Annotated in this window: 24 protein-coding genes and 2 pseudogenes; 18 read left to right on the plus strand and 8 right to left on the minus strand. The window is 36.4% G+C overall.

Annotated elements, in window-relative coordinates:
- The first annotated feature begins 312 nt into the window (after window positions 1-312).
- The 17 genes and pseudogenes from ACDX78_RS11600 to ACDX78_RS11680 all read left to right on the plus strand — a co-directional run.
- Window positions 313-1,257, plus strand: coding sequence for a sugar kinase (locus ACDX78_RS11600; RefSeq protein ID WP_486028037.1), 945 nt, complete (start codon window positions 313-315; stop codon window positions 1,255-1,257).
- A gap of 19 nt (window positions 1,258-1,276) precedes the next feature.
- Window positions 1,277-1,930, plus strand: a complete 654-nt coding sequence (locus ACDX78_RS11605; protein ID WP_486028039.1) for a bifunctional 4-hydroxy-2-oxoglutarate aldolase/2-dehydro-3-deoxy-phosphogluconate aldolase — start codon at window positions 1,277-1,279, stop codon at window positions 1,928-1,930.
- Window positions 1,930-3,093: a pyridoxal phosphate-dependent aminotransferase gene (locus ACDX78_RS11610; protein WP_486028041.1), complete on the plus strand. Its 1,164-nt coding sequence runs from the start codon at window positions 1,930-1,932 to the stop codon at window positions 3,091-3,093. The genes ACDX78_RS11605 and ACDX78_RS11610 overlap by 1 nt, the downstream gene beginning before the upstream one ends.
- Window positions 3,094-3,235: 142 nt before the next feature.
- Window positions 3,236-3,997 (plus strand): IclR family transcriptional regulator, encoded by a 762-nt coding sequence (locus ACDX78_RS11615; RefSeq protein WP_486028043.1) that lies wholly within the window; start codon window positions 3,236-3,238, stop codon window positions 3,995-3,997.
- A 137-nt stretch (window positions 3,998-4,134) separates the two neighbouring features.
- Window positions 4,135-4,596 carry a RidA family protein gene (locus ACDX78_RS11620; RefSeq protein ID WP_486028045.1) on the plus strand — a complete coding sequence of 154 codons (462 nt, stop codon included), beginning with the start codon at window positions 4,135-4,137 and terminating at the stop codon, window positions 4,594-4,596.
- A gap of 93 nt (window positions 4,597-4,689) precedes the next feature.
- On the plus strand, window positions 4,690-5,724 hold the full coding sequence (locus tag ACDX78_RS11625) for a TRAP transporter substrate-binding protein (protein WP_486028047.1): 1,035 nt from the start codon (window positions 4,690-4,692) through the stop codon (window positions 5,722-5,724).
- Window positions 5,725-5,796: 72 nt separating this feature from the next.
- The gene (locus ACDX78_RS11630) at window positions 5,797-6,315 is read left to right on the plus strand and encodes a TRAP transporter small permease (RefSeq protein WP_486028049.1); all 519 of its coding nucleotides are present in this window, start codon (window positions 5,797-5,799) and stop codon (window positions 6,313-6,315) included.
- Window positions 6,293-7,564, plus strand: coding sequence for a TRAP transporter large permease (locus tag ACDX78_RS11635; RefSeq protein WP_486028051.1), 1,272 nt, complete (start codon window positions 6,293-6,295; stop codon window positions 7,562-7,564). The genes ACDX78_RS11630 and ACDX78_RS11635 overlap by 23 nt, the downstream gene beginning before the upstream one ends.
- Window positions 7,565-7,582: 18 nt before the next feature.
- Window positions 7,583-8,659, plus strand: coding sequence for an alanine racemase (locus tag ACDX78_RS11640; RefSeq protein ID WP_486028053.1), 1,077 nt, complete (start codon window positions 7,583-7,585; stop codon window positions 8,657-8,659).
- 17 nt (window positions 8,660-8,676) lie between these two features.
- Window positions 8,677-9,849: a M20 family metallopeptidase gene (locus ACDX78_RS11645; protein WP_486028055.1), complete on the plus strand. Its 1,173-nt coding sequence runs from the start codon at window positions 8,677-8,679 to the stop codon at window positions 9,847-9,849.
- 147 nt (window positions 9,850-9,996) lie between these two features.
- Window positions 9,997-11,049 (plus strand): threonine synthase, encoded by a 1,053-nt coding sequence (thrC, locus tag ACDX78_RS11650; RefSeq protein ID WP_486028057.1) that lies wholly within the window; start codon window positions 9,997-9,999, stop codon window positions 11,047-11,049.
- Window positions 11,050-11,062: 13 nt separating this feature from the next.
- Entirely contained in the window at window positions 11,063-12,055 is a 993-nt protein-coding gene (locus tag ACDX78_RS11655) for a threonine/serine dehydratase family protein (RefSeq protein ID WP_486028058.1), read from the plus strand.
- Window positions 12,048-12,809, plus strand: coding sequence for a creatininase family protein (locus ACDX78_RS11660; protein WP_486028060.1), 762 nt, complete (start codon window positions 12,048-12,050; stop codon window positions 12,807-12,809). Before ACDX78_RS11655 ends, ACDX78_RS11660 begins: the two co-directional genes overlap by 8 nt.
- A 16-nt stretch (window positions 12,810-12,825) precedes the next feature.
- Window positions 12,826-13,719: a dihydrodipicolinate synthase family protein gene (locus tag ACDX78_RS11665; RefSeq protein WP_486028062.1), complete on the plus strand. Its 894-nt coding sequence runs from the start codon at window positions 12,826-12,828 to the stop codon at window positions 13,717-13,719.
- Between the two features lie 84 nt (window positions 13,720-13,803).
- Window positions 13,804-14,118 carry a hypothetical protein gene (locus tag ACDX78_RS11670; RefSeq protein ID WP_486028064.1) on the plus strand — a complete coding sequence of 105 codons (315 nt, stop codon included), beginning with the start codon at window positions 13,804-13,806 and terminating at the stop codon, window positions 14,116-14,118.
- Complete coding sequence (gene solA, locus ACDX78_RS11675; RefSeq protein WP_486028066.1) at window positions 14,048-14,992, plus strand: N-methyl-L-tryptophan oxidase; 945 nt, start codon at window positions 14,048-14,050, stop codon at window positions 14,990-14,992. The genes ACDX78_RS11670 and solA overlap by 71 nt, the downstream gene beginning before the upstream one ends.
- 32 nt (window positions 14,993-15,024) lie before the next feature.
- Window positions 15,025-15,443, plus strand: a pseudogene (locus ACDX78_RS11680) (IS66 family transposase); the annotation flags it as partial.
- Between the two features lie 338 nt (window positions 15,444-15,781).
- Here ACDX78_RS11680 and ACDX78_RS11685 read toward each other — a convergent pair.
- From ACDX78_RS11685 to ACDX78_RS11705, 5 genes are read right to left on the minus strand one after another with little or no spacing between them, the layout of a single operon-like run.
- Entirely contained in the window at window positions 15,782-16,660 is an 879-nt protein-coding gene (locus ACDX78_RS11685) for a Gfo/Idh/MocA family oxidoreductase (RefSeq protein ID WP_486028068.1), read from the minus strand.
- Between the two features lies 1 nt (window position 16,661).
- A complete protein-coding gene (locus ACDX78_RS11690) occupies window positions 16,662-17,969 on the minus strand; it encodes a hypothetical protein (RefSeq protein WP_486028069.1) in 1,308 nt (435 codons plus the stop codon).
- 60 nt (window positions 17,970-18,029) lie between these two features.
- Window positions 18,030-19,082 (minus strand): dihydrodipicolinate synthase family protein, encoded by a 1,053-nt coding sequence (locus ACDX78_RS11695; RefSeq protein WP_486028071.1) that lies wholly within the window; start codon window positions 19,080-19,082, stop codon window positions 18,030-18,032.
- Window positions 19,083-20,099: an NAD-dependent epimerase/dehydratase family protein gene (locus ACDX78_RS11700; RefSeq protein ID WP_486028073.1), complete on the minus strand. Its 1,017-nt coding sequence runs from the start codon at window positions 20,097-20,099 to the stop codon at window positions 19,083-19,085. It abuts the gene before it with no gap.
- A 20-nt stretch (window positions 20,100-20,119) separates the two neighbouring features.
- Window positions 20,120-21,370: an Nramp family divalent metal transporter gene (locus ACDX78_RS11705; RefSeq protein ID WP_486028075.1), complete on the minus strand. Its 1,251-nt coding sequence runs from the start codon at window positions 21,368-21,370 to the stop codon at window positions 20,120-20,122.
- Between the two features lie 607 nt (window positions 21,371-21,977).
- Here ACDX78_RS11705 and ACDX78_RS11710 point away from each other — a divergent pair.
- A pseudogene (locus tag ACDX78_RS11710) lies at window positions 21,978-22,813 on the plus strand (DUF4372 domain-containing protein); the annotation flags it as partial.
- A 434-nt stretch (window positions 22,814-23,247) separates the two neighbouring features.
- Here ACDX78_RS11710 and ACDX78_RS11715 read toward each other — a convergent pair.
- The 3 genes from ACDX78_RS11715 to ACDX78_RS11725 are packed head-to-tail and all read right to left on the minus strand — an operon-like array spanning window position 23,248 to window position 26,502.
- Window positions 23,248-24,165 carry a PfkB family carbohydrate kinase gene (locus tag ACDX78_RS11715; RefSeq protein ID WP_486028077.1) on the minus strand — a complete coding sequence of 306 codons (918 nt, stop codon included), beginning with the start codon at window positions 24,163-24,165 and terminating at the stop codon, window positions 23,248-23,250.
- Complete coding sequence (locus tag ACDX78_RS11720) at window positions 24,162-25,502, minus strand: purine-cytosine permease family protein (protein WP_486028079.1); 1,341 nt, start codon at window positions 25,500-25,502, stop codon at window positions 24,162-24,164. The genes ACDX78_RS11715 and ACDX78_RS11720 overlap by 4 nt, the downstream gene beginning before the upstream one ends.
- Complete coding sequence (locus ACDX78_RS11725; protein ID WP_486028081.1) at window positions 25,492-26,502, minus strand: ADP-ribosylglycohydrolase family protein; 1,011 nt, start codon at window positions 26,500-26,502, stop codon at window positions 25,492-25,494. The genes ACDX78_RS11720 and ACDX78_RS11725 overlap by 11 nt, the downstream gene beginning before the upstream one ends.
- Window positions 26,503-26,509: the final 7 nt, after the last annotated feature.

Raw genomic sequence — 26,509 nt, forward strand, 5'->3', positions numbered from 1 at the left:
TAGAATGGTTTTGAGTCATCGTGAATTACCTCCGTATGGTTTGTGTTTTTGTCAACCTTAATTATACGTGGTTTCACGATGGCTTTCTATTTATTTAGCTGTTGCATTTCATTTTACAATGAACCAAAAGATATCGTAATACAAATCTTATTACAAAAATAGATTGACAAACTGTATTAAATCGTTTACATTAATAAAAAATAGAAATACTCAAATAATTAAATTCGCTATCTCAAGCGTTTTTTTAATATCACATTAAAGGAACAGCGTTCCTTTATAAGGAACATACCTTGTTTAAGAGGAGGATATGAATTGGATGTAGTAACAATTGGTGAAACAATGGCTTTATTTTCTACTAATACCAAAATTAAATATACCAATAACTTTACGATGAGAATAGGTGGTGCTGAAAGCAATGTTGCTATAGGGTTAGCCCGATTAAATCATAGAGTAGGATGGATTAGCCGTTTGGGGGATGACGAGTTTGGAAAATATATTCTTTCTGTTATCCGTGGAGAGGGGGTCGATGTCAGCAGAGTACAATTTGATCAAAAAACATCTACTGGAATTTACTTTAAAGAATTAAGAAGGCCAAATGATGTACGGGTTCATTATTATCGAAAGGGATCTGCTGCAAGTGAAATGGATAAAAATGTGCTTGATGAAAGTTACATTTCCCGTGCTAAATTTCTTCATCTTACAGGTATTACACCCGCTTTAAGCAATAATTGTTATGAAATGGTTATGGAAGCAATTTCCATAGCTAAGTCTCATGGAGTTAAAATTGTGTTCGATCCGAACTTAAGAAAACAATTATGGGAAGAGGATAAAGCGAGAGATATTTTATTGCAAATTGCAGCACAGTCAGATCTTTTCCTGCCTGGATTAAAAGAAGGGGAGTTTTTAACTGGATATGAAGAACCCAAAAGAATCTGTGAGTATTTTACAAATTTAGGTATCTCTACAGTGGTAGTAAAAGCAGGAAAAGATGGGGCCTATTTGATGTCGGATGAAAATTTTATGCATATAGAGGGTTATAAAGTAGAGAGTGTAATTGACCCAGTAGGTGCGGGAGACGGCTTTGCTGCAGGATTCCTTTCCGGATTGATTGATAAACTTTCTACAGAAAAAGCTGTTAAAAGAGGTAACTTAATAGGTGCTTTTGTTATAACCCAACATGGAGATGTAGAAGGATTGCCTGATAAGCAGGAAATACATGAATTTTTGTCAGACAAGAGAGAGGACGTTAGCAGATAATATAGTAAGGAGAAAGATCATGGATACATTTGTACAAATTAAAGAAACGGGGATTATCGCTGTCTTAAGAAATCTGGATTCCGGTAATGCGATTGATATAGCCGAAGTCTTAGTTAATAACGGTGTAAGTGTATTAGAAATTACGATGGAGACTCCAAACGCTATTTCCATCATTGAAAATATAAAATCTAAATTTCAAAAGTCAGTGGTAATAGGGGCAGGAACAGTATTAGACCCTGAAACAGCACGTACAGCGATTATCTCAGGAGCGCAGTTTATTTTTTCACCTACAGTAAATGTGGAAACAATTCGGATGACGAAGAGATATGGTTTAGTTAGCATACCAGGTGCTCTAACACCTACAGAAATTTTAAAGGCTTATGAAAATGGTGCAAATGCAGTTAAGGTTTTCCCGATAAAATCTCTAGGAGCAAGTTATTTAAAAGACGTAAAAGGACCATTATCTCATGTACCTCTTGTTCCGACCGGAGGTATTGATGTAAATAACCTTCAGGAATATTTTAGAGCCGGTGCAACAGCAGTTGGTGTAGGTAGCTCACTAGTTAATTTACACCATAAAAATGAGCCTGATTTTCTGCAAAGTATCGAGATGAAGGCAAGGGAATTTGTTCGCCAGTTTAATAATTTTAAAAAAGAAAAGGAGGGGAAGTGATGAGCTTGCAATTGTCAGATGCAGCTAAAAACTATCCTGCTTCTGTCATCCGTAAAATGTTTGAATTAGCAAATGATTATGAAGGAGTGATTAAACTTACAGTTGGAGAACCAGACTTTGAGACCCCTGATCATATCAAAGAAGAAGCTAAAATTGCCATTGATCAAGGGCATACGAAATATACTTCAAATGCAGGCATTGATGAATTAAGAGGGGTTATTACAGAAAGATATTCAGAGAACTTAAAAAGTAAAATAAGTAAAGATCAAGTGATGGTTACTTTTGGCGGAATGGAGGCAATATTATTAGCTTTATACGCCACGGTTAATCCGGGAGATGAATTACTAATCGCTGATCCGGGCTATCCGAATTATATGGGGCAAATCCATATGCTTGGTGCTAAAGCTGTGCCTGTTCCGGTTTTTGAAGAAAATAAATTTAAGTTGCAGGCAAAAGATGTGGAAAATGCAATAACTTCCAATACGAAAGTACTTATATTAAACTCTCCAAGCAACCCTTTAGGAGCAGTGTTGGATGAAAGAGAAATCAGAGAACTCGCAAAAATAGTACAAAAATATAACTTGTATGTCATCTCGGATGAGGTTTATGACAAAATAATATATGATGGAAAACCACACTTTAGTATAGCGGAAATTCCGGAAGTAAGGGATCAGGTGCTAGTGATAAACAGCTTGTCTAAAACATATGCGATGACAGGCTGGAGAGTTGGGTTTGTTATAGGAAATGAAAAAGTGATATCAATAATGCCGAAATTACAAGAAGGAATAGCTTCCTGTGTTCCGGGATTTATACAAAAAGCAGCTATTGAAGCGATTACAGGTCCACAGACTATAATCGAAAATATGGTTAAAGATTATTCGTGGAAGCGCCAACTTGTTTATGATGGATTAAATGATGTACCCGGGATTTCTTGTATGAAAACAGAAGGCGCTTTCTATGCATTTGCAAACATTAAATCATTTTCTAAGTCCTCTGAGGATTTTGCAATAGAATTGCTTGAAAATGCAGGTGTAGCCACCGTTCCTGGTTCAGCTTTTGGTGAAATGGGCGAAGGGTTCTTGAGACTATCGTTTGCAAGCGGGAAAGAAGAATTAGAAGAAGCTATTAGTCGAATCAAAAGTTATATTGTGAAAAACTATTAATTAAAAAATAGTTTACATTGTAAAGAATTTATAATTCAAAAAGATCCCCTTTAATATTTTGTGGTGAAATATTAATCATTTTAAGTTAATTATTGTATGATTAGGGTGAAGTTGATAATCATGTATTTGGAAGGGGATTCAATTGGCAAATATTCAATCAGTAGAACGTTCATTAATTATTTTGGAAAAATTATCGATAAGCCCCAAAGGTATGGGGATAACAGAGTTGGCCAATCAATTGCATGTAGCTAAAAGTACAACACATAGGTTATTGACAACACTTATGAATAGAGGGTTTGTTGTACAAGATGAAGAAACGAAGAATTATACTTTAGGTATGAAAATTATAGAATTATCAAGTTTAATGCTAGAGGATATGAATATAAGGTCCATCGCAAAAAATGATCTTGAGGAGCTGGGTAAACAAATTAATGAAGTAGTCCATTTGTGTATTCAAGAAAATGGAGAAGTTGTTTATATTGATAAATTTGAGAGTGACCAGACAATAAGAATGCATTCACGAATTGGAAAAAGAGGAATGATGCATAGTACTGGTGTGGGCAAGGTGATTTTATCGGGAATGACTGATGAACAGGTGCGAACAATTATCACGGAAAAAGGGATGCCAGCAAAAACACATCGTACTATTACAGACGAAGAAATTTTGTTTAAAAGGTTACATGATATTAGAAAATTGGGGTATGAGATTGATGATATTGAAAATGAAGAAGGTATACGCTGCGTAGCGGCTCCAATATATGATTTTAGCGGTAAAGTAATCGCCGCATTTAGTATTTCAGGTCCTGAAAACAGAATGCAATTAGAACGTATAACATCTGAATTGGTAGAATTAGTGCTTGATACCAGTAAAAAAATATCGATGAAAATGGGATACACTGGGTAAATGTTCTAATTTTATAAATAAACTTGAAGAAAATAAACGTTACTTTAATTTTAGGTTTATTTTTCAAAAGTATGGGTTAGGAGATGACTAATCATAGAATCAATATTATCAAAATTTTCTTATAGGAGGCGGATTATATGAGTGTCTATAAAAAGTTAGAACAAGCAGGTATTCAATTGCCGGAAGCACCTAAACCTGCTGCAGTTTATGTTCCTGCGAAAAGATTTGGAAATCTAGTATATACCTCTGGACAAGACTGTAGAAAGGAGGGGAAACTATTATATGAAGGAAAAGTTGGAAGTGACCTTTCAATAGAGCAAGGATATGAGGCCTCTAAGCAGGCAATGATTAACTGTTTAGCTGTCTTACATGAAGAAGTAGGAGATTTAAACAAGATAAAACAAGTTGTAAAAGTATTGGCTTTTGTCAATTCTGCACCAGGCTTTGTTGAGCAGCCTTATGTTATTAATGGGGCTTCTGAATTATTGGATAAAGTGCTAGGGGAAAAGGGAAAACATGCCAGAAGTGCATTAGCTTCCAATGAATTACCGTTTAACACACCAGTAGAGATTGAAATGATTGTTGAATTGGAAGATTAATGTAACTATTGATTTATTTAATAACTTAAAGATAAAATTTATACACAATTAATAGAACGATGTTCCTTATTGGGGAATGAAGGAGGGTTTCTGATGAAAAAATTTGTGAAAATTTTGTTGTTTGCGTTACTTTCATTTGTCTTAGCTGCATGTGGGGATGAGTCAAGCGAAACTAATGGGGATGAACAAGGTTCAGGAGATACCGGGGAAACTTATGAGTGGAATATAGGCTTTAATACTACAGAAGACTCTGTAAGAGGAGTAGCTGCAGAAACTTTTAAGGAAATTGTAGAGGAAGAAACAGGTGGACGTGTTTCAATAAGCATTTATGCAGGTGAAACACTTGGTTCAGAAGCAGAAATGCTGGAACAAGTTAATTCCGGAGCATTGGCAATGCAATTAGCTGGTGGAGGAGGTATGCAAAATTATATTCCAGAGTATTCTGTGCTAGCCTTACCTTTTATGGTAGAAAACTTCGATGAAGCATATGCTGTTCTTGATGGAGAGATAGGTGACGAATTACAGGGGTTGGCAGAAGAACAAGGTTTTAAAGTTCTTGCTCATACAGACCTTGGATTTGCTCAAATAACAAATAATGTAGGACCAATCAATAAGCCGGAAGATCTGGCTGGAGTTCAAATAAGAAGCCCTGAGGAACCAACCTCCATTGAAGCATTTTCTCAGCTGGGTGCAAGTGTATCCACGATGGCATTTACAGAGGTCTATATGGGTTTACAACAAGGCGTTATTGATGGCCAATTCAACCCTTTGGATGCCATTTATGAAAATAATATTCATGAGGTACAAGATTATTTAACTCTAACAAACCACTTTTATTATCATGTCAATTTTATAATGAACGACGACTTATTTAATAGTTTAGATTCGGAACTGCAGGAAGTTGTGCTAAGTGCAGCGGAAGAAGCTCAACAGGCTTCTAGAGAATATACACAACAAATGGATGAAGAAATGCTGTCTACTTTGGAAGGTGAATTTGAAGAAATAGTTACAGATCCGGAATTGGGAGCTTTTCAAAATGCGATAGACTATGAAGCTTTTCATGAATTTGTAGGTGAAGATATTATTGTGCAAACCCAAGAATTTTTAGATGATTATAGAGGTAATTAAAATCTGGTCACACTTTGGCTGAATATAACTTATTCGGCCAAAGTTGGGTTTCCAATAAGGAGAGGTTTAAAAATGTCATCAAAATTGAGACTGATAACTGATGGGGTATTTAAAGTTTTAACCGGAATATCTAATATACTGTTAGTGATTTTAACATTACTTGTTGCTTTTGAGGTTCTCAGCAGGGCTGTATTTAATGTTTCTTTAATCTTTGTAACCCCTTTAACAGGCGTAGTGTTCCCCTGGATGGTATTTTTGGCTATTATTGGTGCAACTAGAAACAACGAGCATATCTCCGTTAATTTCTTTCTGAATAAACTTCCTTTTAAAGCTAAAAAAGGGGTTAAATTATTCAATAAGTTAGTTATGCTTTTTTTCTCATTATTAATGTTGTTTTCAAGCTATAGATTGTCCCTGGACGTAGCAAATATATTAGAGCCAATCATTAACATTTCAAGGTTCTGGTTATACTTTTCAATGGTTGCTGCGTTTGTTGGTACTTCCATTGTAATAGCTGTACAAATTGTTCAAATTATATTAAATAAAGATAGGGAGGAGGATGAAATCGATGATTTGGTTAATGATTATTAGCTTTTTCCTTCTTATCATATTAGGAACACCAATAGCTTTTGCAATGGGAGCTTCATCCATTGCCTTCATATTAATAGAAGGAATTCCACTTTCTACAGTAGCACAAAGGTTCTTCTCTAATACGCAGTCTTTCGCTTTTTTAGCAGTCCCTTTTTTTGTACTAGCTGGAAACTTAATGGTATACGGCGGAATAGCTCAACGATTAATTAATGTAGCAGACTCTTTAGTGAGAAGGCTGCCGGGTGGATTAGGATGTGTATCAGTTGTAACAAGTATGGGAATGGCAGGTGTTTCCGGTTCATCTGTAGCTGATGCAGCTTCAGTAGGGAGTGTGTTGATACCGGAAATGAAGAAAAAAGGCTATCATGCCTCTTTTTCAGCCGCTATCAATGCATCGAGTTCTGTAGTAGGTATTATTATACCTCCGAGCAGTACAATGATTATTCTTGCCTGGTTAGCAAATCTTTCAGTGGCGGAAATGTTTTTGGCAGGTATTATTCCTGGATTCCTTATAGGTTTTACATACTTGGCTGTTACTATCATTATAGCAATTAGAAGAGGATATCCGAAGGGTGAAAAAACTACTGTTAAGGAAATTGTTTTATCATTTGTAAACGCTCTCTGGGCACTATTGTTACCATTAGTTTTAATAGCTGTAATTGTTCTTGGTGTAGCAACAGCAACTGAAGCGTCTGCAGTAGCCGCAATTTATGCAGCTATTATCGCTTTTTTTGTTTATCGTTCACTAAAATGGAGGGAATTTTTAGCGGCTTTAAGAGATAGTGTGTATTCTACAGCTTCGGTAATGATCATTGTTTGTGCTGCATCTATTTTTACCTGGGTATTAATTAATGAAGGAATCCCACAATTAATTTCCAATGTACTCCTTGGTTCCGGTTTGCCAAATTGGATCCTACTAATAATTATGGTGCTAATTATGTTTGTATTCGGAATGGTTATGGATTTAGTTCCAAACTTATTTATATTCATTCCAATATTTTTCCCTATTATTATAGGTATGGGAATGGACCCAATTCAATTCTCACTAGTTATGTTGGTCACCTTAGCGTTAGGGTTATTTACTCCACCGGTTGGTACAACATTGTTTATCTCTTTGCATTTAGCAAAAGTGGAAATGGAAGATACTATAAAAGATCTGTTACCTTATGGTCTAACGGGAATCGCTGTAGTATTGTTGATCACATTTATACCAGAATTAACATTATGGATTCCAAGCTTATTGTTCTAAGGAGGAGCGTTAATTTATATGATTACACCGTATGTGAAAATCGATTTGAATAAGGTGAAATCCAATATTCAATCTATGATTGAACATCTAAAAAAATACAATATAAGTCACCGGCCACATATAAAGCCTCATAAAAGTGTTGAATTAGCTAAGCTACAACTGGATTCTGGAGCGACAGGAGTTTCCTGCGCTTCCCTATCCGAACTGGAGGTCATGGTTAAAGGGGGTATAAGTAATATCCTTTTAGCTATGCCTTTAATTGGAGATGGAAATAGGGATAAGCTTTATAGTGTTCTAAAAAACTATGATTTTGAATTTATGACAATTGTAGATAGCAAAGCCGGATTAGATGGATTAAGTAGGGTGGGAGAGCGGCTTAATCGTCCCCTGAAAGTTCTTGTAGATGTGGATAGTGGAGGTCATCGAGAAGGTATCCAGTCTGAGGATGTATTGCATTTTGTAAAGGGAGTTATAAATAACTCTTGGTTAACTTTTAAAGGTTTTTTTACTTACTATGGTCATATTTATCAATATGAAAACAGTCTACATTCAAAGCATACGAAAGAAGAAGCTTCTATTCTATTAAGGGAAAAGGAAAAACTAGAGAAAAATGGTATTAAAGTGGATATTTTGTCTGGAGGCTCGACTGTCTCGTCCATGAAAGCAGAGCAACTTGAAGGTATTACAGAATCCAGAGCGGGCAATTATATCTTTTTCGATATGAATGCAGTCCATTTAGGAATAGTTGAGCCTAAACATTGTGCGCTTAAAGTTGTAGCAAAAGTTATAAGCAAGCCCATACCTGGAAAAGCGACTATAGATGCTGGCTCAAAAGCGTTAACCAATGATCAGCCCTTAAAAGGAAATGCATATGGTTATATATATAATAGACCAAATGTGAAAATTACAAAGTTGAATGAAGAACATGGTTTTATTGAATATGACCCTAATGAAGAAGATTTGGAAATTGGTGATGAGGTAGAAATAATTCCCAACCACGCATGTGTTGTTCCGAATTTATTTAACCAAGTATTTTTAGATGATGGGAAAGAATTAAGAACTATGAAAGTGGATGCAAGAGGCAGAAATTATTAAAAGGGAGACTTCCTAATATGATAAACCAAACTAAAAAAAAACCCGTAGACGAATTTGATGAACTAGAGCAAATAAAAATTTTCAAAGAGCTTATTCAAACTCCAAGTGAAAATCCAGGAGATTATGAAGAAAAAATCGCAAAAAAAATTCAAGATATATTAAATGATGAGGGAATTAAAAATAGACTGGTTTATGTTGACCAGCATAGACCAAATGTCTATGCAATATTAGAAGGAGAAAGAGAAGGAAAAACACTACTATATAATGGTCATATTGATACAGTACCGGCAGGAAAAGGTTGGAAGTATGATCCCTTTAGCGCGAACGAAGATGAAAATGAATATATTTATGGAAGAGGTACATCGGATATGAAAGCCGGGGTGGCTTCTATGTTATATGCTGCTGTTTGTTTAAAGAGAACCGGATTTCCGAAAAATGGTAAACTCATTCTGTTTTTTAATGCCGATGAGGAAATTAGTAATTTAGGAATGAAGCAATTTTTAAAAGAGGATATTACTGCGGATTATGCCATAATAAGTGAACCGACTGAGCTGGATATTGCAATTGGACACCGGGGAACAGCGCGATATTATTTGAAAACCAAGGGAACTGCTGGTCATGCATGCTATGTAGATGAGCCAGATAATGCGATTGAGAAAATGAATAGCTTGTTACCCTCATTATTTGAGTGGGGGAGAAAAATAAAAAAGGAAAGAACAAATGATTTTTTAGGGAGTGCATTAAGTAATGTTACCACTGTGCGTGGAGGTACAGCCGGAAACATTATTCCCGATGAGTGTACTGTTGAAATAGACAGAAGGTTACTTCCGGATGAAAAAAAGGAAGATGTATACGATGAGTACAAAGAACTGCTGATAAAAGAAGGAAAAGTGGATTTCGAACTGGAAAACTATACTTTTTTGCCTGCTAGTATAATTGATAAAGATCATAGTTTTGTGAAGTCAATGTATGATATTACAAAAATATATAATGATCAGGTTAAAATTAAGTCATTTGAAGCCACTTGTGAGGCACCGTTTTTCTCAGTAAATAAAGGAATTCCTACCATTATTTTTGGTCCCGGGTCCTTAAGTCAGGCTCATGTTGTCAACGAACGCGTTTACAAAGCTGAAGTGGTCACAGCTGGGAAATTATTTATTGAAATTTGTATGAGTCTATTAAAAAAATAAAGGTTTGATAATATGTCTTTGAATTACTTTTTACGTTGTACTGATTGTAATAAAAGTTTTGATGCAAGGCCTATATATCATTGTCCGTCATGTAGTGGAATAATGGAAGTTGAGTATACAAGGCTAACAGAGCCTTCACAAACAGGAATGAAACAAGCATATATTTTTCACGATGAAAAAACAGAGAATCTTCTTGGAGAAGGGAATACGCCTTTATTACATCTTGAGAAAACCTCTGCTCGATTAAAAGACAATAACGTTTTTGGAAAATGTGAATTTATGAATCCAACAGGTTCTTTTAAAGACAGACCGGTTGCTGCAGGTATAAAAAAAGCTTTAGAGTTTGGTTATAAAAAAGTAATTGTTGCTTCCAGTGGAAATGGGGCTGCATCCGTTGCTGCATATTCCGCTAAATTTGGCTTGAGTTCAACCATTTTAGTTCCGGAAAATACCCCGGACGAGAAAGTAAAACAATCTCAATTTTATGGTGCAAATATTATTAAAGTTAAAGGACCTTATAGTAATAGTTTTAAATTAGCTCTAAATTATAGTAAAGAGGGAGATGTATATAACTTAACTACAACTTTTATTAACCCTTATACATGGGAGGGTGATAAAGGTGTAGCCTATGAAATTGGTCAGCAATTAGAAAAATGGCCAGATTATGTAGTTGTTCCTATCGGTGCAGGACCATTGTTAGTTGGTGTTTATAAAGGTTTTAAGGAATTAAAGAAGGTATATGGAAAAACTGACCCTATTCCAAAGATGGTTGGTATTCAGGCAGAAGGATGTTCACCAATTGCAACAGCTTTTGAACACAATGAAGAATATGTTATTTCCGAACATGCTCCAAGAACCATTGCTGGTGGTATTGGGGACGGATTAAGGGGATATGCCAAAGATGGAACTTTTACGTTGAACATTATCCGAAAATCAAATGGATCCTGTTTAAGTGTTACTGATGAAGAAATTCTAGAAGCACAAGAACATATTGCTAAAGATGAAGGGATATTCGTTGAACCTTCTGGTGCTGCTTCACTTGCCGGATTTGAGAAGTTTTTAAAATTGGAAAATATAAGAAACGCTTCAGTTACACTGTTACTAACGGGGCATGGACTAAAAGACATGAATAATGTTAAGGGAAGTTCTTCCATCCCTATTATTAAGCCTACTATGGAGGAGCTTAACCGACTAATCTAGGAGGGTACTTAACATGTTGGGACAGAACTTAAAAATTCCTACAATTAATGATATTAGAAAAGCAGATATAAGAATTAAAAACAAAACGGATATTTCGACAAAAATTGTTACATCAGAAATTTTAAATATGAAGTATGGCTTTCCCATTTATATTAAACCAGAAGGATTACAACCTACTGGTTCGTTTAAAGTAAGAGGAGCGTTAAATAAGATTTTAAAAGCAATGGAAGAAGGTTTGTTTAATCATTATATTACTGCTTCAGCAGGAAACCATGCTATTGGGTTGGCATATTCAAGCCTTCTTCTTGGTGTGAATTCTTCCGTAGTAGTATCTGAAAAAACTCCCCAAATTAAAATTTCCACCTGTGAGAAATTAGGCGCAGAAGTCATTTTACACGGTGAAAATTACGATGAAGCTTATAAACAAGCAGAAAAAATATCAAATGAAAAGAATTATTATTATATCCACCCTGTTGCAGATTGTGAAATTGTTGCAGGCCAGGGTACGATTGGCTTAGAAATATTAGAGGAGATGCCGGATATAGAACAAGTACTTGTTCCTATAGGTGGAGGTGGCCTAATATCTGGCATCGCAATCGCAATCAAGTCATTAAAGCCAGATACTAAAATAATAGGAGTACAACCAGAGCGTTCTAATGCTTATTATAAAAGCTGGAAAAAAGGAGAACTTGTTAAAATAAAAAATTCGAATACTATTGCCGATGGTCTTTCATTAAAACAGCCTGAAAAGTATCTGTTCAATATGATCAATCATTGGGTAGATGATATTGTAACAGTAAAAGAGGATACAATTGACCAAGCTATAAAAGATTTTTTGTTCTTGGGAAAGTTATTAGTTGAAGGATCAGGGGCGGTCACCTTAGCCAGCATCTTAGAAAATAAAGTGAAAACCGATATAAAGACAGTTTTGATAGGAAGTGGTTCTAATATGGATGAGCAACGAATTAATGAGGTATTAAAAGTAGGGTTTGATGAACTTGGATAAGTATTTATTAAGTGATTACACTACTTATGAACTGCAGGGTTATATTCATAAAAGGGATCCTGTAACCATCATTCCAATCGGTGCACTTGAGCAGCATGGTGCTCATTTACCACTAGATACTGATATGGATCTAGTCGAGAGAGTTGCAAGGTATCTAGCGAAAAACTGTGCACAAGACATATTAATCACACCAACTGTTTGGATGGGCTTTTCTCACCATCATCTGGACTTTTGCGGTACGATCAGTATTAGACAAAAAACCATGGTTTATATTATTACTGACATCGTTGAAAGCTTATTAAATCACAATATAAATAAAATTATACTATTAAATGGTCATGGCGGTAACACTGCTATATTAAAAACTATTTTGGATGAAATCCAATTTAAGTATAAGGATATTTCTATGGTTTATTTTACTTACTGGGATTTACTCAGCGATGAAATAGATGCGGTGAGAAAGTCACCTTTAAATGGAATGGCACATGCGGGAGAATTGGAAACTTCACTAAAATATTATTTTGCTGAAAAAGATGTGAGAAAAGATTCTATTAAAGATGTAATGCTGCCTGCTAATTCGTTTCATAATGTAGATATGTTTGCACCAAATAAAATTAGCGTATATAAACCTTTTAAAAAATATAGTGAAGGTGGCCAAATTGGTAAACCTTCTATAGCAAATAAAGAGACCGGGCAAAAAATTGTAGAAATTCTTTCCAAGGAATTTAATTATTTAGTGAATTTAGTATTTTGATTAAGGAGATGAGGAAATGCGTACTCTTTCTGGGATTATTCCCCCTGTGATAACACCAGTAGATAAAGAAGGAAAATTCGACCATGATGCAGCCAAACAAATAATTGATTATTTAATTGATTCCAAGGTAGATGGTCTTTTCTTTCTGGGAAGCATTGGTGAATTTAGTCAGATGAGCTTAAGAATGAAAGAAGAAGTTACTGAGTTTGTAGTAAATTATGTGGATAAAAGAGTACCTGTACTAATAGGGGTTGGCAGTAATACAATTACTGAATCTATTCATTTAAGTAATTTTGTAGAAAAGGTAGAAGGAGATGGTATTGTAGCTATAAATCCTTACTACTTTAAATTAACTGACTTAGAGCTCTTAAATTATTTTGATTCCATAGCTAATAGTGTTAGCATTCCGATGATGTTATATAATTTTCCGGACAGGACCGGTCAGAATCTTTCTCCTTCTTTAATAAAAACATTGGCAGAGAGAAACTCCAATATCGTTGGAATTAAAGATACAGTCAACAACGTTTCTCATATAAAAGATATTATTTCTCAAGTGAAATCTGAATTTACGCACTTCTCTGTTTTGTGTGGATACGATGAGCATCTAATTAGTACTTTATTTTTTGGGGGAGATGGAGGAATTATTGGTACAGGTAATGTTGCTCCGAAATTATTTGTAGGATTGTACGAGGCTTTTAATTCCAATGATTTAGAAAAAATAAAAATATATAATCGACGGATCATTCAACTGACTAAGATATATAATCAGGATTATCAAATACTATCTGTTATAAAAGAGGGACTTAAGTTCAGAGGTTTTGATATACAAAGTGCTTCCCTGGGACCATACGAAAATGTGGGAAATGAAGGAAAACTTATAATTGAAAAAGCATTAAAAGATATTCCCTAACATAAAAAACGCCTACTTTAAGGGTTGGCGTTTTAGTAAGTGCTACATAGGTGTAAACTTTAACTAGGGTGAGAGTCCAGAAACATGGAAACAGAATTAAGGTGCCAAGCGATCGTGATGGGGTTTTTAATCCTGAAAAATGAAATAGAGGTGAGTGTTATGAACTATGATGTTATTATAATTGGGGCTGGTACTGCAGATATGTCTGCAGGAAAAAAAAGAGGGGAGAAAGTGGCTTTAATTGATGCTCATGATCCACCTCATAGTGAAGCCTCACACCATGGGGATACTCGTATTATTCGTCACGCTTACGGAGAAGGGGGAATCTATGTTTCTATGGCTTTGCGAGCGAATTGTGGCTGGTCTAGAAGAACAGGCTCAAATAAAAGTTTTTTATAATACCGGCATATTAAATATTGATACGAGGGATTCTGATTTTTTACAAAATGTTATCGCTTCTGCTAATAAATTTTCTCTTCCTGTCGAAATTTTATCAGCGAAAGAAGTAAATGAAAGATGGCAAGGCTTTGATTTACATGACAATTTAATTGGTTGTTTTGAAAGTACCTCAGGTGTCTTATTAAGTGAGGAAGCAATAATGGCTTACCGTGAACTTACTCTTAAAAATGACGCAATATTATATAGTGACACAAAAGTAGAGAAAATAGATGTGAAAGATTCAATAGTAGAGGTTAGTTTTAATGATAAAAAAATATCCGCTGATAATATGTTAATTACTGCAGGAAAAGGAACAAATAAGATATTGTCATTATTAAGTTTAGAACTTCCTTTAACACCAATTAGAAAAACTTTTTCTTGGTTCAACTCAAATGAAAACATCTATAATTCTACCGTTTTTCCTGCATGGAGTTATGATGATGGAAATCAAACGTATTACGGTTTTCCGAGTATAGATAATGCAGGGATAAAAATCGGAAGACATGATGGGGACATACCTGTAGATGCAGCAAATCCCTTGGAAGCGTTTGGGTCATATCCAATATATAAACATGATGTATTAAATTTTACACAGAAACACTTTTCTCATCTTGGAATCCATAAATTAGGTAGGGTATGTACGTACACAAACTCACCTGATGGAGATATTATAATCGATCGTTTACCAAGTAATAATAATATTTTTGTTGCTTGTGGCTTTTCTGGTCATAGATTTGAATTTGGCAGTGTAATTGGAGAAATTCTTAGTCAATTAATGTTAGATGGTTTTTCTGCTTTAGATATATCTGCTTTTTCATTGAGTAGGTTTAAGTAGGAGGAAGCAGCATTTTAGAATTGCTTGGAACGAGTCAGCCTGTGCTGGATACTTTTTTAGCATAGCTTCGTGAACAAACCCTAAGAGTATTGCCCAAAAGTGCACTTGGCAAAGCTATTAAATATTGTCGTAACCAGTTGGAGCGTTTGGAAGCAAAGAATGGCCGTCTGGAGATGGATAATAATCGCGCAGAACGATCCATCAATTCATTTATAAGAGGAAGAAAAAATTGGCTGTTTGGCAATACCGCAAGAGGAGCTAGATCCAGTGTGATTTTCTATAGTGTTGTGGAAGCAGCCAAGGGAAATGGATTAAATCCATTCAACTACCTTAGGTATTTGTTTGAGGAACTCCCTACATGAATACTACAGATAAAGAGAAATTAGCTCAGCTTCTGCCATGGTCAACCTCACTCCCAGAGGAATGCTGCATTCGTAATAAATCTAAATAAAGCATAACATTAGCCCACACCTTGAAGTAGGTGTGGACCATTTTACGCTTACACCTTAATTCACATAATTACATAGTTTGATAACCAATATTCTTACCCAAGATGTTCATATGATAGACAGTTGTTTAAACAAATCCTAATATTCAAATAACTATGGGTTGGCTAGAACTGTAGTACATTCAAATTTGTACTTTTATCTGTGTGGCTGCATTTACTCCGGCACGACATCCGAAAAAATGGTTACCGGTCATTGTCATTAGTTAAACTAATACCACTGAACCAGGATGGTATCATTATAAATGTACACCGTACACTTCTTTACTTAAGCTGGGAGTAGTTTAAACTCCCACCATCCTCAGTTTATTAGCTTCTTCAATAAATTTCACAAGCGTCAATGTCTCATTTTTTGAGACGGGGCTTATTCCAGTCTCAAAGAAATGAATAATCTGTTCTAATAGACATGCATAATAAGTTTTTTGGTCTTGATAGATAGGTAGATGTACGGTTCCATCCTCATAATGAAGGAAGGCTTCAAATTTATCATGCCAGTTGTGATCGCCACGAACAATCCCAAATCGTCCATCGTTCCACTCCGTAATGATTACATCAAAATTTTCATTCTTTTGAATGGAGATATCTTTATAATCTGTTCCCATTATTTTAAATAGCATTTCAATCATGTGAATACCGTACCAATAATAATATGGCATTTCATCTACAAAGGGTAATGGTCCGCTTATATAGACACCGTTAGGAACTTCTTTCGTTTTTGGGAAATGTTTTTGTAATGAATCGGCAAATCTTAATGATGAAGAACTCATAACTGGTGTATTATATTTCTCGCTTAGATTGTAAATTTCTTCAGCTTCTTTTAATGATAATGCTAGAGGTTTATCAATAAATACGGGTTTTTTAAAGGGCGCTATTCGCTTGAACAGATCCAGGTGTTTTCTTCCATCAACAGAGGTTATCATAATAGAATCTGATTCAGATACAACTTCTTCTTCTGATGTTGTAATAGTTACATCATATTCATTTTTTAGTAAATGGGTATAACCGTTCACTCTATTAGCACTTAAATCTAGGTCTGGTGATGGACTGGGACTTCCGATTACAATTCTAGCTTGATCGTATAAAGAAGGATTTTCATATAGAAGCTTTGTGAAAATTTCTACATGGGATGTATCTAATCCAATCATTCCTATTTTTAAAGACATACTAATCATCCCCTATTAACAATTTATAAACTTGACGTGGTCTGCCTTTAGACCGGAGCTTTTCGGTGCCTACAATTTCAACGATATTAGCATCCAGCCATGACAAAAGAATTCTATGGGCACTTCGAGATGTAATTGATAATGATGCGGCTAGTTCTTGTGCTGTGAATGTATCCTTACTTTGTCGATGAATAATAGATATTATTTTCCGTAAATAATAAGGGGATACAGATGCTTTTTCAGCCTTTATTTGCCACTCTTGATCTATGATGTTAAGTGGATAGGTAAGTGGTGCTTCTTTTTCAATAGGGCCAATTACACTGCGATCTTCTTTTACTATAAAGCATTTTTCTCCACCAAAATCAATTGCCTGACCAAGGGCAATACGTGCATGGGAACCAGCTTCGTTAGCTGATACTCCAAAGCCTATTCCAACAGATGCTTTTAACCCTTGTTCTCTTTTCAAGTCGGTAATGAGAGGGAAATATTTATACCCTTGTGTCAATCTTTCAAAGGTTCCTCTTGTTGTTACAAACATATATTCATTTCCATTTATAATAGTCATGTATCCCTCGATAATTTCTACAAAATCCAGAATCTTTTTTTGAATATCTAAGTGAAGACGTTGAATGCTTTGTTCGGAAATGCTCCTGCGTTTTAACTCCTCCAGATTATCAATGCGTAGAATCCCAAATACTATTTGCGATTCCAGTTTTCTCCGTTGCTCTGTTGCTAAAAGGGCTCTTTCAAGCGTGACAATAATATCCTCTTTTGTTGGTACAATCCATTCATTGGGGATGCCTTTATCTGTTAATTTTTCGGAGACTATTTTCAAGCCTGTAAGCGCACAATCTGTTTGTTTGTCAACATAACAACGCTCGTGAAAAGACAAAATTTCTTCTGTATTTGCTAATGATAACTTTGAGTTGGATTGGATGCTTGTAATAGATTCATCCAACTCATTATTAATTCGATCAATTTCATAGTGTGACAATGTATCAATTGATAGATTTGAGATAGTTTCCACTTTTTTTTGCAGCTTATATAGAGTACGATATAAGGAAGCTCCTTTTACCGGTATAAAATGTGCTGGAAGGTTCGTTGGGATATGTTCTTTTGAAATGGAATATGGGATATAACCGGAAAATAATAATACCTCACACTTATATTTAAGTTCTTGTGTGAATCGTGGAGCATCATATATATTGTTAGAAGTTTTATAGGTAGGTTTAAAATTGGGAAACATATTGATAGATTGTTTAATTTGTTTATTGATCCAAGTTGGTCCTATTATTCCAATTCTGATCATCGTCTCAACTCCTGTAGAAAATAAGGAAACACCCATATTCAGTGCTTCCTTTTTTATAATCTATTTCAACCATTTTTTTAAATTATTTGAAACAAATTCATCATCATGCAGATGAGGATATTCTTGATAAATCCTGTCAATTTCTTCAGATTGTCCGAGGCTAAGCTTTTCTTTATCCAGTAGACACCAGTTACCTTGAATAAGACCTTGGCGAGCTAATACTTCGTTTATTCCAGCAATACAACCTTTAAAATTATTTTTTACATCAAAGAATGCTGCATTCGTATCAGTTACTTGATGCGACAATGGAAAAAATTTTGATGGATCACCATTGGCTTTAAGCGTTTCTTTAATTTCTTTAAACTGTTCCACTGCCTCTTTAGTCCAAACTGCCCAATGCCCAAGTAATCCGCCCACAATATGTTTGTTTACTATTTTGCCGTTAACATTGATTTCATAATTAGCAATTAGATCTACTATAATATTATCGTCATTTCCGGTATAAAGTGCAATGTTCTCATGACGTTCAGAATGACATACTGCTCTTACTACATCTAATGTACGGTATCGATCGAATGGAGCCATCTTTATGGCATGGACGTTTGGGATATCAGCAAATCTTTTCCAGAAATAGAAGCTAAGTTCTCTTCCTCCAACTGCAGGCTGCAAGTAAAACCCAAAAATCGGAATAATTTCTGATATTTGTTTTGCATGGTTCAATAATTCTTCCTCAGTTAAATGGTTTAATCCGCGAAAGCTTAAGAGGCCTAAATCATAGCCTAAATTTTTGGCAAAGGTTGCTTCATATATAGCTTGTTCTGTATGACCACAAATACCTGCAATCTTGATGAAAGGGTGAGTTAGTTGTTTTTTATCTACTTCTTCAGCAGCTAATGTTAATACTTTTTCGAATAGATTAAACGCTGGATCCCGGATTTCAAACTGAGTGGTATGCACGCCAACTGCAATCCCTCCTGTACCTGCATCCATGTAGTAATTTGTTAATGCCCGTTGACTTCTTTCATCTAATTGTCTATCTTCCGTTAGGGCTAGAGGGTGAGCAGGGATAACCGTACCCTCCATTAACAAGCTATTTATTTCTCCTTTTAACATTTAAAACGCTCCTTGTCTTTCTTGGAAGTGAGTTGGTTTTTCAATAACTTCACCATCGTTCTGTAACCAGACGGCTGTCCATTCAATCATCTCTTGAAGGGTAACACTTGGATAACTAAATAGTTTATGAGCTTTACCTGCATTGTTAAGTAGTGCACTTGGTGCTTCATTGTTTTTAAAAGTTATCTCCTTACCAAATTGTCGACCAAATTCTTCTGCCAACCAGCGAACGGAAATAGTTTCCGGGCCTGTAATATTTAAAATTTCAGGTTCTGTTGAACAATGTAATAGCGAGCGAAGTGCATATTCGTTTGCATCGCCTTGCCAAATCACATTGACATGTCCAGTTGTTAAATCTACCGGCTTTCCTTGAAAAACTTGTTTAGCAATTTCTAATAGCACCCCATATCGCATATCAATAGCATAGTTCAAACGGTATAGAAGAATTGGAGTATTGTTCTTTTTAGAAAAATAGGTGAAAATACGTTCCCTTCCTAAACAAGACTGAGCATATTCCCCAACCGGTTGTGTTGGTGTTCGCTCTGTACAGCCAGCCGTGGTGACATCCACAAAAGGATAGATGTTCCCTGAAGAGAAAACGACAATATTAGAATTGGAATACTTCTCTGCAACACGTCCTGGTAAATAAGTATTCATGCCCCAGGTTGCATGTTCATTACCGGTCGTTCCAAATTTTTTTCCAGCCATAAAGATTACATTTTCAATTTCAGGTAATCCTTGAAGTTCTTCATCGTTTAATAAGTCAGCTGCAATAGTTTCAATTCCACTTGCTTCTAATTCTTCTCGTAAATTGCCCGATGAAAAGCGAGAAACACCTATTACTTTTTTGTCTAACCCTGCGGCATTAATTGCCCGTTTAGCTAGTTTAGCCATAGTTGGTCCCATTTTCCCCCCTACACCCAATAACAAGATGTCCCCTGATATTTTTTTAACATCCTCAATTAAGGAGGAGGAAGGTTTCGTCATTATTTCTTCTAACATTTCTAAATTCTGCATGTAATCACCTCGAAGTTATTTTATAGAAAAATATTTCTAATGTTGTTTATGGCTAATAGGATTAATACTATTAAACCGATAATGGCTATAATATTTTTTAATAACGTATTTTTTAAATCACCCATTATTTTTTCATCATTTGCCACTACCAGTAATGCAATGGCAATAAACGGTACAGCGACGATGGTTATGGCTTGTGCAAAAATGATTAAATTAACTGGAGCCCTACCAAAAATAATGGCAATAATGGAACCAAATAACATGACGGCAATGATAGCTATTTTTACTTTTTTATTTTTTAAATTACTGCCAAAGCCAAGGCTGTCCGAGATCATAGATCCACCAATTGTGGCATTTCCTAATAGAGATGAAAATGCTGCTCCAAATAACCCTAACATAAATAATGTTGTTGCCCATGTACCATATAGTGGTTCTAAAGCTAATCCCATATCTTCTATAGAATTGATTTCAATGCCTGCTGGTCTTAGAATTGCTGCTGCAGCTATCATTACTAAAAAGGAAATAAAACCTAATAGAAAAATCCCCAGGTAAGACTCCTTCACTCCATCTTTAGCCACTTCTCGTGTCCATCCTTTTTCTTGAACAAGATAGGATTGATAACTTGCACCAACGATGGAAAAGCATGTTGCAGTAAAACCTATTACTAAGCCTATTGAACCGTCAGGGATAGTTGGGACTAATCCAGTTGCGATTGATCCTATGGATGGTTTGGCTAAAATAACAGTAACAAAGAATGAAAGTAACATTAGTCCAACTAGTACTAGCATTAATTTTTCTAATACGTTGTAGAAATCTTTTGCAAAGAGAAGAAGTGCACCAAATATAGTAAAGGCTGCCACCCAAAATGCCGGAGTAAATCCAAGAATGGCTGAAGACGCTACACCAATTCCAATGGAATTACCAGCTTGGAAAGATGCTGTTACTAAAAATGCCCCAATCCCTATCATAAGAGATCCCCATCTTCCCCATTTATTTTTAATGACTTGAATGAAACTGATATTAGATGCAATACCTATTCTTGTACTCATTTCTGTGTAAATTCCCATGAAGATAACTGCCACAACTACAAGCCATACTAATTGATATCCGAATCCGGTACCTATAGTGGAGGCTAGGGTTAGGCTGCCTGGTCCTAATACTAAAGCGGAAGTAATAAGTGCTGGGCCAAGCATTTTCAGCAGTCTTCTTAAACCACCTCCTTTGTTAACGTTTTCATTACTTGTCGAATAATTCCTTTCAGGCTGTTGCATATAATCCCTCCTATATTTTAAAGATCAAAAAACTTATTAAATTCATTATATTGGGTTAGGGAAATAAAGAAAATGTCTTTAATGTGTCTTTAAATGGGGGGGGGAGGATATGTATGTAGTGCCGCTGATTATATGCTGAACTTTATTATTTGAACTAATGAAAAGTATGGTGAGTAGTTCAAACAACCTTAAAGTGTATGAACCGATACCAAGCGATGTACCGGCAACCTAATGGCTATAGCGGCGGCTATTGCCTACCAAAGGAGACACCAAGCTGATGTTAGCTAACTTCAAAGGAATTCCCAACAACATAATTTAGGCTATTGTTGATACAAACGCTACCTGTAAGAAGCGCATAGCAGATATGATTTTAGAACGAAACCCTAAAGTAGTGGAGATGGATCTATAGATTGACCATGAAGACCGGTGCCGATAACTTTGGACAGTCAGTTATCCAGGATGTCATTAACCATGTAAAGAGTCACGGCGTTATAATTGTCGTATATGAACCGGTGCAGTAGTAAAATAGGGAATGATGTTTCGAAAAAAATACTTTTAGTAATGGTAGTAATCTATTCGTTAGACTTTAAAACAGGGACACAGTAATATAAATACTTCATTTGGGCAATGGTTTTCACCAAATTTCAATTATTGGAAGAATATGTGAAAACGATGAAATTAGATTACTATTACGAAAAAATTAACGACAGAGTCATTCCTAAAATTATTACTTTTTGCGCAGCTAGAAGAAATTGAAAGTTTACCGCATGGTGGACCATTTTCTCCATTAGCTGCAAATATCTACCTGAATGAGGTGGACTGGGCGTTTGGTGCCATCCGACGCAAAACAGCGGAAGGCAACTGTGAGGCGGTGAACTATCATCGGTTTGCCGATGATATAGTGATTACGGTGAGCGGTCATTCCAGTAAACGGGATGGGCAGATTTAGCCCTTCAGCGACTCTGAGAGAACCTCGAACCTTTGGGAGTGGAAGTTAACGTGGAGAAAACGCGGATGGTTAATACCTTGAAGGGAGAATCATTTGCCTTTCTGGGTTTTGACCGAAGGCGAGTTCCAAACCGAAAAAGAACAAGGTATTTCATCATGATGACACCAAGAAAGAAAGCACGTACGGCACTGAAAGCAAAAATTCGAGAAGTTATTCAAAACGGAGGAGCGAAACCGGCGGAGGATATCGTCAAACAAATCAATCGAATCCTTGCCGGATGGGTCAACTACTTTCGTGTCGGAAACTCCAGTCGTGCTTTCAGTAAAATACGTGACTATACAGAGGTGAAAGTGAGAACCCTGCTTACAAGAAGAAAACGAAGGAGAAAGCGTAGCATCGGATGGCAGAGATGGAGTAATGGCTACCTCTATGGCATACTGGGACTATATTGGGACTGGAAAGTTCGTCCCCTTGGAAATGCCGGGAGATACCAATGAAAGTGTCTACTATTTGATAGGTCTCATAACCCTTTTGATGAAGATTACGGGGTGAGCTGATTGAGGGAAAACCTCACGAGCAGTTCTTATGGGGAAGAGCTGGAGGCGGGTCACAATAGGACACGCGCCAGTTCTTTACCCGACATAAAAGCAATTTAGGATGAGCGTATTTTATATAAAAATCATATCCATCCATAATTAACTGTAAGTAAGAGGCTGATTTAAAATAGTTATAAGTATGAAGAAAAGAGTATAAAAAAATTTTCTTTGATAAATAATTAACAATGGAGTCATTTATAAAGCATGGATGTAGGTCCGTACCGTAGTCAGTAAAGGTGTAGGAAGAATTAGAGGCTACGGGAAGTAAAAAATGGTTTCGATCATCAAAAAACTGATGATCGAAACCATTTGCATATGCTCTAAGCGCACTCCTAAAAAAGCTCCACAACCGCTCCCTGTACCTGCACCACTTTCGCAGCGGCATCATTTCCCCATACACATGCGGTTTCTATAGATTGCCCATCAAGTAATGCCGCGATAAAAGCAGCTGTATGCGTATCACCGGCCCCGATGGTATCAACCAAAGGTGCATTTTTGCCTTTACAAAGTTTTAATGCTCCATTGTCTGCAAATAATGTCCCTTCACTGCCAAGTGTAACAACTACTGGTTTGTTCGTTTTCCTATTCATTAATTTTGCACCAGCTTCTACATCATCCTGTTCACTTAGTGCTAATAATTCATCTCGATTACAATGCAAAATGGTTCTGAGTTCCAAGAGTTCGTTCAAGTGTGCTTTATTCATTTCCCTGACTCGCGGAGATGGATCAAAAATAATATCCGTTTCTTCTTTTTTGTTTTGCAGTTGGTTTAGCAATACTTTTGCGGAATTCCCTTCAAAGGAGTACCCCGATAAATATATATAATCATACGCATGCATGTTTACTTGTTCAAACCAATCTTCCTGCCAGTCATTCTCAATTCCGGGAACAGTCATAAATGTACGTTCTCCATTTTCTTCTACCATACATAAGCACCAACCGTTGTCTCCGTCAATATCACGTAGCATTTGCTCATGCTCATCTAATGCTATCTGTTTTTTTATATGTGCAGCATTTGATCCATTTCCAACCGGGATCATCAAATCATAAGATGCATTTAACTGTTTCAGGATGTTGCCGACATTATATGCACAACCGCCTACAATGACTTCCTGCGTTCCGGCAAATACATCATCTCCAGTTTTTGGAAGTGATGGTATGGTGACAATAACATCAATGACAGCACTGCCTATTACCAGCGCTTTCTTTCCGCTGTTTATTTTTTGAAAACTTGTTTCATGCTCAGTCATGAAATCTCCTCCTGAGACTTATCCGTTTTTCGCAGCACATTCGTGATATAATAAAGCGTTCCACTAATAATGAATGTTATTACCAGGTCGAAACTTGAGCTGGCAAAGAAAGTTAGAAGCAATCCAACGATAACACCAGCAAACCAGCTGACGACTCCGCCCGCATTTACTTTATTGTACTTCGCATCTTCCAGCAGTCTAGGATCATAGCCTTGTTTTCTTCGTAAAAAGATATAGTCAACAAGGAAGATGGAAACCCAGGCAGCCAGACCAATACCGAGAAGACCTAAAAATGCTTCAAAATAGCCAAGGAAATCTCTTGATACTACGAGTACATAAAGCGGAATTAAAATAATGATCATCGCATGTATCGTAATTGCAGTGGAGTCTTTCATTTCCAAATTAAATGTACTCATAATCAATCTGGAAGATTTCAACCCAATGAAACACATAGGTGTGAGACCGCCAAGTGCTGCAAAAAGATAAATGACAGTCATCCACTCAGGCAGAATTTCACTGATTAGCAAAATCGGGTTCTCTGCACTGGATAACTCCGGCGCGGATGTGGCAAGTAAGATTCCTGTGGCAATGATAAAAAATAACGGAATAAATGCACCGATGGTTATATTACCGATGATGGCAGAAGATTTACTGTTTCTGTTTTGGAAGCGGCTATAGTCTGCAGCAGCATTTGTCCAAGTTAAACCTGTCCCAACAACCACAAACGCAAGGGCAGGCAGGAAGCCAGTTAACCAAGGACCGCTGCTCATGGAAAAGAGAGTATTCCAGTCTGTTTCAGGTATGAGCATAGCAAGAACCAGTAAGGTAAGTCCGCCGAAAACATACGTAAAAAATGTTTGAATCGATACAAGCGTATCGTGTGAAAAGAAACTGGATGTAATAACCAAGCCGGCAAAAATGGCTAAGCTAATCACGATTAGTAATGTATTTGTGCTTATTCCGAAAGCACTAAAAAGAGCCAAAAGGGTTAATGTTCCAGTCGAAACGTTTACAGATAACCAGCCAACTTGCCCTCCCCAGCCAATTAGCGCAGGTATATGGTTCCCTTTAAAACCGTATGCAGCTCTGGAAAGCATAAACGTGACTGCCCCGCTATCTCTTCCGGCAAGGCTGGCATAACCGACAAGTGCAAAAGATAATGGTCCAAGAATGACCACAAGGATTGATTGCACGAAGCTTAATCCATATCCTATAATGAGTGCACCGTATACAATACCAAGAATGCCCATGTTAGCAGCAAACCAAATGAAAAATAGATCTTTTGGCTTTCCTGTTTTTTCTTCATCCGTCAGAAATATTTTCTCTTTATTTTCCATGTTCATCCCCCTGATTTTGCTTTTCTTTTTCCAGCATTTCAGCATAATGATGTAACTGCACATCATTATTTTGATCTATGATGTTAATCCAATCCTTCTTGAGTGCTTTATATCCGGATTTTGCTCCACAAATAGCAGTTGCCATAGCGCCAATGGTGTCGGTATCTCCTCCGATGTTTGCACTGAAAATGGCACAATAATGAGGGTCTTTACAAAAATAAGCGATAGCTAATGCGGCTGGAACAGATTCACTTGTTGCAGTGCCACAGCCTATCACATCATAGATCCTTTGTGCAAAGGCTTCTTCATCGCCTTCATACGTTTCGGCAAAATCCATGCCCAGCTTTAGCCGCTCAGGAATAGATGCAGAGAATGTTTCTTCTCCTTCTTTCATAGCAATATCATTAATGCGCATCGTTGATTCCATTATTTCAACCCAGGATTTATCTTCTATTGCCAGGCTAACCGCATGTGCAATCATACTGGCACCGCTGACGGCTACGTCACTGGCATGAGTTGGCCGGCTGACTTTACGCACATAATCTACTAATTCTGTCTGCTGTGTGCTGGAAAAAAGTGTGCCGATCGGAGCGATTCTCATCGCAGCTCCGTTTGTCAACGCTTTCTTTGTATGCACAGAAGGATCTTCCCCAGCCTTAATCGCATTTAAAGCAGCCTTGGAGCTAGGTCCGAGAATATTATTGTCAAAAGCATTTGTGTCGTTTGCCCATGTAATTAAAGCTTCTGCAATAAGTTTGTCAGACGGCTCAAAGTTATTTCTATCGAGTGCATCAAGTATTAGCAATGCCTGAGCTGTATCGTCTGTGAATTGTCCTTTTGAAAAGTTACATGCAACATCATTCTCAGCAGGACCATCCAGGAAAGTAGTAATTCTGCCAAAAAAATCTTTTACCTTGCGCCTGCTCCATAATTCAGATGGCATACCAAATGCATCACCAATCGCTAATCCATATAATGTTCCCAAAATCTTATCTTTCATTAAAATA

Source organism: Virgibacillus oceani (assembly GCF_041521345.1).
In the GTDB taxonomy this organism is placed as follows: Bacteria; Bacillota; Bacilli; order Bacillales; family Amphibacillaceae; genus Virgibacillus_N; species Virgibacillus_N oceani_A.